Origin of the sequence: Candidatus Poriferisocius sp. (genome assembly GCF_965214065.1) — a bacterium.
Lineage (GTDB): Bacteria > Actinomycetota > Acidimicrobiia > Acidimicrobiales > Bin134 > Poriferisocius.
In genome coordinates, this window is the sequence record NZ_CBDCAT010000028.1 from 598,099 (window position 1) to 611,021 (window position 12,923).

Annotated in this window: 8 protein-coding genes and 2 rRNA genes; all 10 read left to right on the forward strand. The window is 62.2% G+C overall.

The window, feature by feature from the left end:
- The first annotated feature begins 167 nt into the window (after positions 1–167).
- The 10 genes from ACOOGG_RS14205 (at position 168) to recN (ending at position 12,898) form a co-directional block, all read left to right on the forward strand.
- Positions 168–3,264: ribosomal RNA gene (locus tag ACOOGG_RS14205) — 23S ribosomal RNA — on the forward strand.
- A gap of 85 nt (positions 3,265–3,349) precedes the next feature.
- Positions 3,350–3,466: ribosomal RNA gene (rrf, locus tag ACOOGG_RS14210) — 5S ribosomal RNA — on the forward strand.
- Positions 3,467–3,816: 350 nt separating this feature from the next.
- The gene (locus ACOOGG_RS14215; protein ID WP_420436168.1) at positions 3,817–4,713 is read left to right on the forward strand and encodes a tetratricopeptide repeat protein; all 897 of its coding nucleotides are present in this window, start codon (positions 3,817–3,819) and stop codon (positions 4,711–4,713) included.
- Between the two features lie 87 nt (positions 4,714–4,800).
- A complete protein-coding gene (locus ACOOGG_RS14220) occupies positions 4,801–5,850 on the forward strand; it encodes a class I fructose-bisphosphate aldolase (RefSeq protein WP_420436170.1) in 1,050 nt (349 codons plus the stop codon).
- A gap of 116 nt (positions 5,851–5,966) precedes the next feature.
- On the forward strand, positions 5,967–7,844 hold the full coding sequence (locus ACOOGG_RS14225) for a 2-oxoacid:acceptor oxidoreductase subunit alpha (RefSeq protein WP_420436172.1): 1,878 nt from the start codon (positions 5,967–5,969) through the stop codon (positions 7,842–7,844).
- Positions 7,837–8,853: a 2-oxoacid:ferredoxin oxidoreductase subunit beta gene (locus ACOOGG_RS14230; protein WP_420436174.1), complete on the forward strand. Its 1,017-nt coding sequence runs from the start codon at positions 7,837–7,839 to the stop codon at positions 8,851–8,853. Before ACOOGG_RS14225 ends, ACOOGG_RS14230 begins: the two co-directional genes overlap by 8 nt.
- Positions 8,854–8,897: 44 nt before the next feature.
- Entirely contained in the window at positions 8,898–9,635 is a 738-nt protein-coding gene (locus ACOOGG_RS14235; protein ID WP_420436176.1) for an HAD-IIA family hydrolase, read from the forward strand.
- Positions 9,636–9,640: 5 nt separating this feature from the next.
- On the forward strand, positions 9,641–10,444 hold the full coding sequence (locus tag ACOOGG_RS14240; RefSeq protein ID WP_420436178.1) for a TlyA family RNA methyltransferase: 804 nt from the start codon (positions 9,641–9,643) through the stop codon (positions 10,442–10,444).
- A 9-nt stretch (positions 10,445–10,453) separates the two neighbouring features.
- The gene (locus tag ACOOGG_RS14245; RefSeq protein WP_420436180.1) at positions 10,454–11,296 is read left to right on the forward strand and encodes an NAD(+)/NADH kinase; all 843 of its coding nucleotides are present in this window, start codon (positions 10,454–10,456) and stop codon (positions 11,294–11,296) included.
- A gap of 15 nt (positions 11,297–11,311) precedes the next feature.
- On the forward strand, positions 11,312–12,898 hold the full coding sequence (recN, locus tag ACOOGG_RS14250) for a DNA repair protein RecN (RefSeq protein WP_420436182.1): 1,587 nt from the start codon (positions 11,312–11,314) through the stop codon (positions 12,896–12,898).
- Positions 12,899–12,923: the final 25 nt, after the last annotated feature.

Consider the following 12,923-nt stretch of genomic DNA (forward strand, 5'->3'; position numbering starts at 1 on the left):
GCACTGGTTTCTCTTGTCCTCTCTTCCGTTTTGAGGGAGCGTGATTTTCACGCTCGAGGCTCTGCCTGAACGGTTTATTTCTTGTTCAGCATCCTCCTGTGCTCTTTGAGAACTGCATAGCGAGCACGAGCATCTGATCGAAATTAGAGTTCTTCGATGTATGAATCTTCCAAGCTACGAAGAGCCAACGGTGGATGCCTTGGTGCCTACGACCGATGAAGGACGTGAGAGGCTGCGATAAGCCTCGGGGAGCTGCCGACTGAGCTTCGATCCGGGGATGTCCGAATGGGGAAACCTGATACCTGTAAAGGGGTATCACTCCGGTGTGAACACATAGCACCGGTAGAGGGAACCAGGTGAACTGAAACATCTAAGTAACCTGTAGGAAAGGAAAGCAACCGCGATTCCCTTAGTAGCGGCGAGCGAAATGGGAATAGCCTAAACCGTGCCGGTGGAATAGCCTGGTGGCGTTGCCGGTTCGGTGTTGTGGGGCCTCAGAGGAGGAGCACCAGATCCTCCACGAAGTTACAAATGTGCGTGGTAGTGGAATCGTTCTGGAAAGGCGAGCCGCAGGGGGTAAGAGCCCCGTACACGAAACTGCTGCACACTTCGCTGAGTGTCCCCGAGTAGCGCCGTTGCCGTGTAATTCGGCGTGAATCTGCGAGGACCACCTCGTAAGGCTAAGTATATGTAGGCAACCGATAGTGAACTAGTACCGTGAGGGAAAGGTGAAAAGTACCCCGGGAGGGGAGTGAAATAGTACCTGAAACCGTTGGTTTACAAGCAGTCAGAGCGTCGTCTCAACCCGATGATCTTCGGATCGTCAATCTGAGATCGCGATGGCGTGCCTTTTGAAGAATGAGCCAACGAGTTACGGTATGTGGCAAGATTAACCTGTGAAGGGGAGTCGGAGCGAAAGCGAGTCTTAAATGGGCGTACAGTCGCATGCCGTAGACCCGAAGCCGGGTGATCTATCCATGGGCAGTGTGAAGCGGGGGTAAGACTCCGTGGAGGCGCGAACCGACCTAGGTTGAAAACTGGGCGGATGACCTGTGGATAGGGGTGAAAGGCCAAACAAACCCGGAGATAGCTGGTTCTCCGCGAAATGCATTTAGGTGCAGCGTTGTGCGTTCAACCATGGAGGTAGAGCACTGGATGGGCTAGGGGGCCGACAAGCTTACCGAACTCAGCCAAACTCCGAATGCCATGGTTCTAGAGCACAGCAGTGAGACCCCGGGGGATGAGCTTCGGGGTCGAAAGGGAAACAGCCCAGACCGCCAACTAAGGTCCCTAATTTCTAGCTAAGTGGTAAACGATGTGGGATTGCACAGACAGCCAAGAGGTTGGCTTAGAAGCAGCCACCCTTGAAAGAGTGCGTAACAGCTCACTGGTCGAGTGATCCTGCGCGGACAATGTAACGGGGCTAAAGCTAGAAACCGAAGTTGCGGATTTCTGCCATTAGGCAGGAGTGGTAGCGGAGCGTCGGGCTTGGAGTGAAGCGGCAGCGTGAGCTGACGTGGACCGAGTCCGAGTGAGAATGTTGGTATGAGTAGCGAGAGAGGGGTGAGAAACCTTTCCGCCGAAAGCCCAAGGGTTCCTGGGGAAGGCTAATCCTCCCAGGGTGAGTCGGGAGCTAAGGCGAGGCCGACAGGCGTAGTCGATGCACAACCGGTTGATATTCCGGTACCGCTGTGAACGCGTCCAGGCTTAACCGGTGTTGCTAAGGGGATGCCTGTCCCGCAAAGGGACAGGAGAAACCGACCCACACCGGAGCGGCCAGCAACGCGGGGACGCAGAGAGGTAGGTGAACCCAGGCGACGGTAGTTCCTGGGGTAAGCGTGTAGGGTGGGGCCCAGGTAAGTCCGGTCCCCATAAAGCCTGAGGCGTGATACCGAACCGCATGAGGTGAAGTCACTGATCCTGTACTGCCAAGAAAAGCCGCTAGCGAGCTTTCACAGCGCCCGTACCCCAAACCAACACAGGTGGGCAGGTAGAGAATACCAAGGCGATTGGGAGAACTATGGTTAAGGAACTCGGCAAATTACATCCGTAACTTTGGGATAAGGATGACCCCAGTAAAGTGATGGGCTTCGCGCCCGGAGCTTGATCGGGTGGCACAAACCAGGGGAAAGCGACTGTTTACTAAAAACACAGCAGCGTGCGAAGTCGTAAGACGCTGTATACGCTGTGACGCCTGCCCGGTGCTGGAAGGTTACGGGGAGGGGTTAGCCGTAAGGCAAAGCTCTGAACCTAAGCCCCAGTAAACGGCGGCCGTAACTATAACGGTCCTAAGGTAGCGAAATTCCTTGTCGGGTAAGTTCCGACCTGCACGAATGGCGTAACGACTTTCCCACTGTCTCAACCATAGACCCAGCGAAATTGAAGTACGAGTAAAGATGCTCGTTAGCTACAGAAGGACGGAAAGACCCCGTGGACCTTTACTACAGCTTGATATTGGTGTTTGGTATGTGTTGTGCAGGATAGGTGGGAGACTTGGAAGCATGGACGCTAGTTTGTGTGGAGTCAACCTTGAAATACCACTCTGCATATGCTGGGCATCTAACTTAGGCCCGTTATCCGGGTTGAGGACAGTGTCAGGTGGGTAGTTTGACTGGGGCGGTCGCCTCCCAAAGAGTAACGGAGGCGCCCAAAGGTTCCCTCAGCCTGGTTGGCAATCAGGCGTCGAGTGTAATGGCACAAGGGAGCTTGACTGCGAGACCGACGGGTCGAGCAGAAACGAAAGTTGGGCATAGTGATCCGGCGGTTGCGTGTGGAAGCGCCGTCGCTCAACGGATAAAAGGTACCCCGGGGATAACAGGCTCATCTTCCCCAAGAGTCCATATCGACGGGAAGGTTTGGCACCTCGATGTCGGCTCATCGCATCCTGGGGCTGAAGCAGGTCCCAAGGGTTGGGCTGTTCGCCCATTAAAGCGGTACGCGAGCTGGGTTTAGAACGTCGTGAGACAGTTCGGTCCCTATCCTCTGTAGCCGAAGGTGATTTGAGGAAGGCTGTCCCTAGTACGAGAGGACCGGGACGGACGCAGCTCTCGTGTGCCAGTTGTCCTGCCAAGGGCATGGCTGGTTAGCGACCTGCGGAAAGGATAACCGCTGAAAGCATCTAAGTGGGAAGCCTGTTCCAAGATGAGATCACCCACCGGGTAAACCGGGTAAGGCCCGTGGCAGAACACCACGTTGATAGGCCGGAAGTGTACGCATGGCGACATGTTCAGCTGACCGGTACTAATCGGCCGAGGGCTTGGTTCTACATCAATAACTCGATGTCGAATTGGGTGTTCGTGCTCGCTGTGGAGTTCTTGAAGCAACGCCTCATTGACAAGAACATAAAGGTTTCGGTGGCGATGGCGGTGGGGTCACACCCGTTCCCATTCCGAACACGGAAGTTAAGCCCACCAGCGCCGATGGTACTTGGGCGGAGACGCCCTGGGAGAGTAGGTCGCCGCCGGATTTCGCCAAAGCGGGGAGCCATATGGCTCCCCGCTTTCGTTTACCCGCAGTTAACGGCAGCCGTCTCGGTAGACTCAGGCGGTGTCTTCTGGAGGAGGGTCTGCCCGCAAGCCTCCCAATCGCAGGAGGCCTCCTCAGCAGCGGACCCATCAGAGCAAGGGCAAAGGCGGCCCTCCGAGAGGCCGAAGGACGGCGAATCGAGGGTCTGATGGGCGGGACTCTGATGGGCGGGGTAGGTCTGATCGGCGGGACTCTGATCGCAGAGGGCCTCCGGGCAGGGGAAGATCCGATCGCCGGGGACCTCAAGGCAGGGGAAGGGACGAGTCGCCTCCACCCAAGGGGCCGCGGGGAATGGGATCTGTGGCCCGCAAGGGTGCGGCCAAGGTGGTGGAGCCGCCCCTAGAACCCGAGGAAAAAGCACCACCAGAGGTTGTCGAAGAAAGGGCGGAGGAGGCTGAAGAGGCCCGATTGCGGGCCGAGCGGCGAGAGGCTCGCCAAGCTAGAACTCAGCAACTTCGCGCCGAGGCTAAGGAAGCCGTTCAGCGAGGCAACCTGAGCGAAGAACCCGAAAACCCACCCAGCAAGCAACAACGGGGGCGAAGGCGAGCTCCATTGCCCGAGGGCGGCCCGTCACCCAAAGCCCAGCAACTGGAAGATGCGGTGGGGCGCAGAGACGGTCCTCGATACCGCCAGAGGCTGGAGCGAGCCGAGGTGGCCTATGAGCAAGGTGATTACCACAAAGCGTGGAGGGCTTTGGACGGGATGGCCAAGGATGCCCCCAAGGTGCCCGAAGTAAGAGAGCTGACCGGCTTGACCCTCTACCGCCTGGGCCGCTGGGAATTGGCCGCCCGGGAGTTGGAGGCTTTCCGAGAGCTCACCGGTCGCATCGACCTCCACCCGGTTCTGGCCGACTGCCACCGGGCCCAGCACCGATGGGCCGACGTCGACGGGCTGTGGGCTGAGCTGAAGGCCTCTGGTGCGAGCGCTGCGATACTAGCCGAGGGGAGAATAGTGGCTGCCGGCGCCCTGGGCGATCGCGGTGACTACACCGAGGCGGTTCAATTACTGTCGGCAAATTTCCAGCGTCCTAGGCGGGCCAAAGAGCACCATTTACGTCAGGCCTACGCCCTGGCCGATCTGTGCGAACAGGCTGGCGAAATCCCTAGGGCGAGGGAGCTGTTCGGCTGGTTGAAAGACCAGGATGAGCTCTACGTGGACGTGGTCGAGAGGCTGGCTTCTCTTCGGTAGCGAATACTCCCGGGTAATGCCCCCGAAGGTTTTGGCGCGCCGCTATCGTGAGGAAGACCGGCACTTGGCTCGAAGGAGAGGCAGATCGTGGACTTTGAAGGACTACTGGGCGACGAGGCCGAATCGCTCTTGTCACATGAATCCAAGACCATTCCCCGGGAGGAATTGAGCCTGCCCGGACCCGATTTCGTGGACCGGGTAATGGCCAGCACCGACCGGTCTCCTCAGGTACTGCGCAACCTTCAGTCGCTGTTCGACCACGGTCGGCTAGGAGGTACCGGTTACGTCTCCATCCTGCCGGTGGACCAGGGTATCGAGCACTCAGGGGCGGCCTCTTTTGCTCCCAATCCCCGCTACTTCGACCCCGCGGGGATTGTAGAGCTGGCCGTGGAAGGGGGCTGCAACGCCGTGGCCTCCACATTCGGCGTGCTGGGAGCCACCTCCCGGAGCTTCGCCCACCGCATCCCTTACATCGTCAAGCTCAACCACAACGAGCTCCTCACATTTCCCAACAAGTTCGACCAGGTGATGTTCGGGTCGGTGGAGCAGGCCTACGATCTCGGTGCGGCCGGTGTAGGGGCCACCATCTACTTCGGCTCCGAAGAGTCCACCCGTCAGATCCAGGAGGTGGCCGAGGCCTTCCACCGGGCCCATGAGTGCGGGATGTTCACCGTTTTGTGGTGCTACCTGCGGAACTCCGGCTTCAAGGTGGGCGGCACCGACTACCACGCGGCGGCCGACCTCACCGCCCAGGCCAACCACATCGGGGTGACCATTGAGGCCGACATCATCAAGCAGAAGCTCCCCGAGAACAACGGCGGCTACACCGCCCTCGGGTTCGGCAAGACTCACCCTCTGGTGTACGACGAACTGACCACCGACCACCCGATCGACCTAACCCGCTGGCAGGTGGCCAACTGCTACATGGGGCGCATTGGCCTCATCAACTCCGGAGGTGCGTCGTCGGGGGCCAGCGATCTGGCCGAAGCAGTGCGCACCGCGGTCATCAACAAACGGGCCGGCGGCCTTGGCCTCATCAGCGGCCGCAAAGCCTTCCAACGCCCCCTCGCCGAGGGCGTAGAGCTCCTCAACGCCATCCAAGATGTCTACCTCTCCGACTCGGTAACCGTCGCCTGAAGTCCTCAATAGCCATCCCAACTGCCGAGGATGTGCCACTTGAGGTTCACCACTAGGTAACCTCGGATTCCGGCACCGCGTCAGCGAGTGGCCATCAAGGGATCAAGGAGGATTCCGTGACAGACACCGTGCCGCGTACCGTCGGGACGCGCGAGCTGAACCGGTTAGTGGTTCGCTTTGCGGGCGACTCCGGCGATGGGATGCAGCTGACCGGTGACCGCTTCACCAGTGCCAGCGCGCTGTTCGGCAACGACCTGGCCACGCTGCCTGAGTTCCCGGCTGAGATCCGGGCGCCGCAGGGGACCCTGGCTGGCGTGTCGGCCTTCCAAGTGCAGGTCTCCGACCACAACATCACCACGCCAGGAGATGCTCCCAGCGTTTTGGTGGCCATGAACCCGGCAGCTCTTCGCAAGGAGCTGGCCCATCTGGAGATGGGCGGGACGGTGATCGTCAACCAGGACGCCTTCGTGGAGCGCAACCTGGCCAAAGCCGGCTATGACAGCGATCCGCTGGAAGACGGCAGCCTGGACAACTACACCCTTTTCAAGGTGCCGATGACCACCATCACCAAGGAGGTCTGCAAGGACCTGGGGGTGAAGCCCCGCGACGCTGAGCGGTCCAAGAACTTCTTCGCGCTAGGACTGTTGTCGTGGCTCTACAGCCGCCCAGCCCAGCCCACCCTGGATTGGATTACGGCGAAGTTCAAGCGCCAGCAGCTCATCGCCGATGCCAACACAGCGGCGTTCAAGGCCGGGATGGCATTCGGCGATACCGCCGAGCTGTTCGACTTTACCTATGAGGTGAAGCCGGCCGCCCTGGCCCCGGGGACCTACACCAACGTGAACGGCAACACCGCGCTGTCGTGGGGCCTGGTGGGGGCCAGCCAGCAGGCCAAGGTTCCCCTGTTTCTGGGGTCGTACCCCATTACCCCGGCCAGCGACATCCTCCATGAGCTGAGCCAGCGCAAGAACTTCGGAGTACGCACCCTTCAGGCCGAGGACGAGATCGCCGCGGTGTGCGCCGCGCTGGGAGCATCCTTTGGCGGGCATCTGGGGATCACCACCACCAGCGGGCCGGGGGTAGCCCTCAAAGGCGAGACCATCGGGCTGGCCGTTAGCCTCGAGTTGCCCCTGTTAGTCATAAACATCCAGCGGGGCGGGCCGTCCACCGGGCTGCCCACCAAGACCGAGAGCGCCGACCTGATGCAGGCCATGTACGGGCGCCACGGCGAGTCGCCAGTGCCCATTGTGGCCGCCTACTCCCCGTCGCAGTGCTTCTTCGCCGCTATCGAAGCGGCCCGCATCGCCCTCAAATACCGCACACCGGTGATCTTGTTGTCCGACGGCTATCTGGCCAACGGCAGCGAACCATGGCTCCTGCCCGACGTGTCGACCCTGCCTGACTTGACGGTGGAGTTTGCCACCGCGCCCAATCACATTGAAGACGATGGCGCCGAGGCGTACTGGCCCTATTTGCGCGACCCCGAGACCATGGCCCGTCCGTGGGCGGTGCCTGGCACTCCCGGCCTTACTCACCGCATCGGCGGCATCGAGAAGGAAGACGGCACCGGCAACATCAACTACGAGGCCGACAACCACGGATACATGGTGAAGCTGCGCGAGCAGCGAGTTGCCCACATCGCCAACGACATACCCCTCACCATGTTGGACGGCGACGTGGACGACGCCGATCTGCTGGTGCTGGGCTGGGGCTCCACCTGGGGGGCTATTACCAGTGCAGTCATGAGGGCCCGGGCCCAAGGCCGCAAGGTGGCCCATGCCCATGTCACCCACCTGAACCCACTGCCTCGAGACTTGGGCGACATCGTGCGCCGCTATCCCAAGGTGCTGGTCCCGGAGATGAACCTGGGCCAGTTCTGCCGCATCATCCGAGCCGAGTTCTTGGTCGATGCCCAATCGGTGGCCAAGGTGGAGGGGATACCCTTTACCGCCGCCGAACTTCACAGCCACATCAACGGAGTCCTTGATGACTGACGTGCCCACCACCACCAAGGCCGACTGGACCAGCGACCAAGAGGTCCGCTGGTGTCCTGGCTGCGGGGATTACTCCATTTTGACCGCGGTTCAAATGCTCATGCCCGACCTAGGTGTGCGCCGCGAGGACACGGTGTTCGTCTCAGGCATAGGCTGCGCCGCCCGGTTCCCCTACTACATGAACACCTACGGGATGCACGGCATACACGGGCGGGCCCCTGCTCTGGCTACCGGCTTGGCCATGGCTCGGCCCGAGCTGCACGTATGGGTTGTGGGCGGGGACGGCGACATGCTGTCCATCGGCGGTAATCACCTGCTGCACGCCCTTCGCCGCAATGTGAACCTCAACATCTTGTTGTTCAACAACCAGATCTACGGGCTGACCAAGGGCCAGTACTCGCCCACCAGCGAGATCGGCAAGGTCACCAAGTCCACTCCGGCGGGAAGCATCGACGAGCCGTTCAACCCCGTGTCGGTGGCCATCGGGGCCGAGGCCAGCTTCGTGGCCCGCACCCACGACATGGACCGCCAGCACATGATGGACATGTTCCGGCGGGCCCACGACTTTCCCGGCGCCTCCTTCGTGGAGGTGTTCCAGAACTGCAACGTGTTCAACGACGGTGCGTTCGGGGCCATCACCAAAAAGGACAAGCGGGCCTCCATGCTCATCCCCCTCGAGCACGGCAAGCCCATCCGCTTCGGCGAGGACAACGAGAAGGGCGTGCGGATCAATCCCCAAGGGAGCGCCGAGGTGGTCGACGTGGCCGACGTCGGCGAATCGGCCCTGTTGGTTCACGACGAGACTCGCCAAGATCCCAGCCTGGCCTTTGCCCTGTCCCGGCTCTCGGCCGGCCCCTTCGAGCCCACCCCGATCGGGGTTTATCGGGCGGCGGAACGGGCCGAGTACGCCGGCGAGGCCAGCAAGCAGCTCGCCATGGCCCAGGAGCAGTCCGGCCCCGGCGACCTTGAGGCCTTGCTGCATTCCCGGCCCACCTGGGAAGTCTCCTGAGCAACGCCTGTTCTTCGTCCGGGCGACCCGCCCCTCGGGGCTGGGTGCTCGATCTGGACGGGGTGGTCTGGGTGGGAGGAACCCCGGTACCCGGTGCGGCTGGGGCCGTCGAGCGCTTGCAACGATCAGGCGCCCCAGTGGTGTTCGTCACCAACATGTCCGCGCTGACGGTGGCTGACCAGGAGGCCAAGCTGGCCGACTGCGGGATCGACGCCGCCGGCTCGGTGATCACCTCGGCCACCGCCGCGGGCCAGCTCATCCACCCTGGCGAGCGGGTGCTGGTGGTAGGGGGTCGGGGCATCGACGAGGCGGTGGATTCGGCGGGCGCTGAGGTCTGCACTTCGGCTCCTTCTGACGCGGTGGTTGTGGGCATGGACCCCAGCTTCAACTACGACACCCTTAGCCGGGCCATGCGGGCTGTGCGCGGCGGCGCTCGGCTGATCGGTACCAACCACGATCCCAGCTACCCCACCGAGCGCGGGCTGGAGCCGGGGGGCGGGTCTCTTCTCGCCGCGGTGGCGGCCGCCGCGGAGGCAGTGCCCATAATGGCGGGCAAGCCCAACCAGCCAATCGTCGATTGCGTGCGCGACCGAATTGGCGAATCCGGCGTGGTGGTGGGGGACCGCCCCGACTCCGACGGACTATTCGCCCGGGCTCTGGGATACGAGTTCGCGCTCGTGCTGAGCGGGGTGGTCGGGGCCGACGATCTGCCGGTGTCACCAGAGCCGCAGTATTGTACTCCCGATCTGGCCGCCTTGGTCGATCAGATGGGGCTTGAATAGGTGGGATGAAAGGCTCGCGCCGGAGGCTGGACGCAGAGCTGGTCCGCCGCGGCATAGTGGCGAGCCGGGATCGGGCCCGGGAGGCGGTGACCTCGGGTCGGGTCACGGTGAACGGAGCCGTGGCGCAAAAGGCGGCCCGTTTGGTGCTGCCCGGCGACGCCCTGGAACTTTCGGGCCCTCCGGACCGCTATGTGAGCCGGGGCGGAGAGAAGTTGGAGAGCGCGCTGGCAGCATTCAATCTGGATGTCTCCGGACTGGGGTGCTGTGACGTAGGTGCATCCACTGGTGGATTCACCGACTGCCTTTTGCAGAGGGGAGCCGCGGGTGTTGTTGCCGTTGATGTAGGCCGGGCCCAGATGCATGAGCGCTTGGCTGCCGACCCCCGGGTGACACTGTATGAGCGAACCGATGTCCGCGACGTCGATTCGGACGGAATCGGGGCACCGTTCGACCTGGTAACTGCCGATGTGTCCTTCATCTCCTTGACTTCGGTCATGGACTGCTTGACCGAGCTGGTGGCGCAGAACGCTCCAGTGGTGGTTCTGGTAAAGCCCCAGTTCGAAGTGGGGCGTCAAGAGGCCAGCCGAAGCCGGGGCGTAATCAGCGACCCCGAGCTATGGCGGGTCGCGCTCGACCGAGTGCTGGAATCGGCAGCGGCGGCCGGCCTTGCCCTCCAAGCCGCCGTCCCATCAGCGCTGAAGGGTACGCAGGGAAATGTGGAATTCTTCTTGCACCTGGTGAGAGGCGGTACGCCTTCAGAAGTGGATTCTGCCGAATTGGTGGCCCAAGTTGTCCCCAGAGGCGAATAGCCTGACTCCGTGGCTGCAATCGCCCTCTTTGTTCACGCTGATCGGCCGGAAGCCCTCAAGCTCGCGGCCGAACTCATTGACCGATTGGAAGGCGACAGTCATCAAATCTGCTTGCCTCCCGAGCCCGCCGAAGCGGTTGGCCGCTCCGACCTCGCTCATCTCGAAGGCTGCATCGGAGAGAAGTTGGACTTGGCGGTGAGTTTGGGAGGAGACGGTTCCATGCTCCGGGCGGTAACTGCCGTTGCCGATGACGGCGTGCCAGTCTTAGGGGTCAACTACGGCTCTTTGGGCTACCTCACCGGCATTCAGCCGGATACCGCACCACAGGCAATAGAGCAGTTTTTGGCCGGGGACTACGTCATCGAAGAGCGTATCCGGCTGCGCTGTCGACTGGGAAACGGCACGGAGGTAAGCGTCCTCAATGAGGCCATCGTGGAGAAGGTTGACAGCGGGCGCACCGTCAATCTGGCCGTTCACATTGATGGGGAGTTCTTCACCAGCTACGCCGCCGATGGGCTGATCGCCGCCACTCCTACCGGATCTACGGCCTACTCCTTGTCGGCTGGTGGACCCATCTTGGCCCCGACCATGCACGCGGTGATCTTGACCCCGGTGGCCCCTCACACGCTGTTCGACCGCAGCCTGGTGCTGCTTCCGTCTAGCGAGTTGGTCATCGAGGTGTTGGGCGACCGTTCGGCCGCGGTAGCAGTGGACGGCCGCTCGCTGGGGGAGCTGGGGGATGGAGGTTGCCTGACCGTCTCAGTTTCCGACAAGCCCGCACGCCTAGTCACTCTTGGCCAACGAGGGTTCCATCAAGCGCTCAAGACTTCCTTCGGCCTGTCCGACCGCTGACTGGGACCCGAGAAAATGCTGTCTGAGCTCGCAGTAGAGAACCTGGGGGTGATCGAACGGCTCAATCTGGTGCTGGGTCCGGGCATGACCGCGCTGACCGGGGAAACAGGTGCGGGAAAGACCCTGGTGGTAACGGCGGTTGACCTGCTCTTGGGCGGCCGTGCCGACTCGGAACTGGTGCGGTTTGGCTCCGATGAGGCAGTAGTCGAGGGCCGGTTTGACAACCAGGGGGAGGAGGTCGTGTTGCGGAGGGTGGTGCCTGCCGACGGACGGGCTCGGGCCTACGTCGATGGTCGGCTGGCGTCGGCCGCCACCCTGGCTGAACTGGGCGCAGAGCTGGTGGATCTGCATGGCCAGCACGCCCACCAGTCTCTTTTGCGCCGTGTCCACCAGCGGGCAGCGCTGGATCGATACGGCGATGTGGACTTGGTGCCACTCATGGAGGCGCGTTCCGCGCTGGCCGACCTGAATCGGAGACGGGCTGAGCTGGGCGGCGATGAGCGTTCCCGAGCTCGGGAGATAGAGCTCTGTCGATTCCAGCTGACCGAACTAGATGAGGCTGGCCTGGATAACCCCGACGAGGAGGAGATGCTCAAGGCCGAGGAGGCGGTGCTGGCCGATGCCGCGGCCAGCCGGGATGCGGCCCGACGGGCTGCGGTTTCTCTTGGCGCCGATGGCGCAGTGGGTGCTGGGTTGGCCCAAGCGGCCGCAGCCCTGGAGAACCGACCGCCGCTGGCGAGCCAGTATGAGCGGCTGGTCAACCTGGTTGCCGAGGTTGGCGACCTGTCGACTGAATTGCGCCGGGCGGCCGAGTCCATTGATGAGAATCCGGCCCGTTTGGCCGAGATCCGCCAGCGACGGGAGCTGTTGGTTGATCTTCGCCGCAAGTATGGGGAGACCGTGGCCGAGGTCATTGAGTTCTACCGAGATCTTTCTACCCGCCTCGCGGAGCTGGAGGACTTCGACCGTCTGGCCAAAGACCTGGACGGGGAGCATCAGCGTCGCGACGAGGCCGTGGCTGAAGCCGGTGCCCAAGTGGGCGCAGCTCGGCGGCAGGCGGCCCAGGGGCTGGGCGAAGAGGTGACATCCCACTTGAGAGAACTGGCCATGGCTAGAGCTGAGGTGCACGTAGAGGTGGGCGGCGACTCCGGCGACGACGTGGACATCCTGCTGGCCGCCAACAGCGGTGCCCCCGGCCTACCTCTCACGTCGGCCGCATCAGGGGGAGAGCTGGCCCGGGTCATGCTGGCCCTGCGCTTGGTGGTGAGCGCCGGCCCCCCGGTGCTGGTATTCGACGAGGTAGATGCCGGCATCGGGGGCCAAGTTGCCCAGACAGTGGGCCGGGCGCTTTCCCGTCTGACTGCCGATCACCAGATATTGGTCGTTACCCACTTGCCCCAAGTAGCGGCCTGCGCCGACCAACAGGTGAGCATTGTCAAACACGACGATGGTGATTCCACCACCGTGTCGGCCGTGCCTTTGGAAGGCGAGGACCGGGTAGTTGAGCTGTCCCGGATGCTGTCCGGGTCACCCGACAGCGCCAGCGCCCGCCGCCATGCTTCCGAACTCCTACAGATGTCCCAAAGCAGCGGCAGGGTTTAGCCAGTCGGCTCTCTGGGTCCACTAG

What these genes read in the sequence shown, in the direction of transcription:
- ACOOGG_RS14240 (WP_420436178.1), top strand. Translation starts at nt 9,641, where the DNA reads ATGAAAGGCTCGCGCCGGAGGCTGGACGCAGAGCTGGTCCGCCGCGGC.
- ACOOGG_RS14230 (WP_420436174.1), top strand. Translation starts at nt 7,837, where the DNA reads ATGACTGACGTGCCCACCACCACCAAGGCCGACTGGACCAGCGACCAA.
- ACOOGG_RS14215 (WP_420436168.1), top strand. Translation starts at nt 3,817, where the DNA reads ATGGGATCTGTGGCCCGCAAGGGTGCGGCCAAGGTGGTGGAGCCGCCC.
- recN (WP_420436182.1), top strand. Translation starts at nt 11,312, where the DNA reads ATGCTGTCTGAGCTCGCAGTAGAGAACCTGGGGGTGATCGAACGGCTC.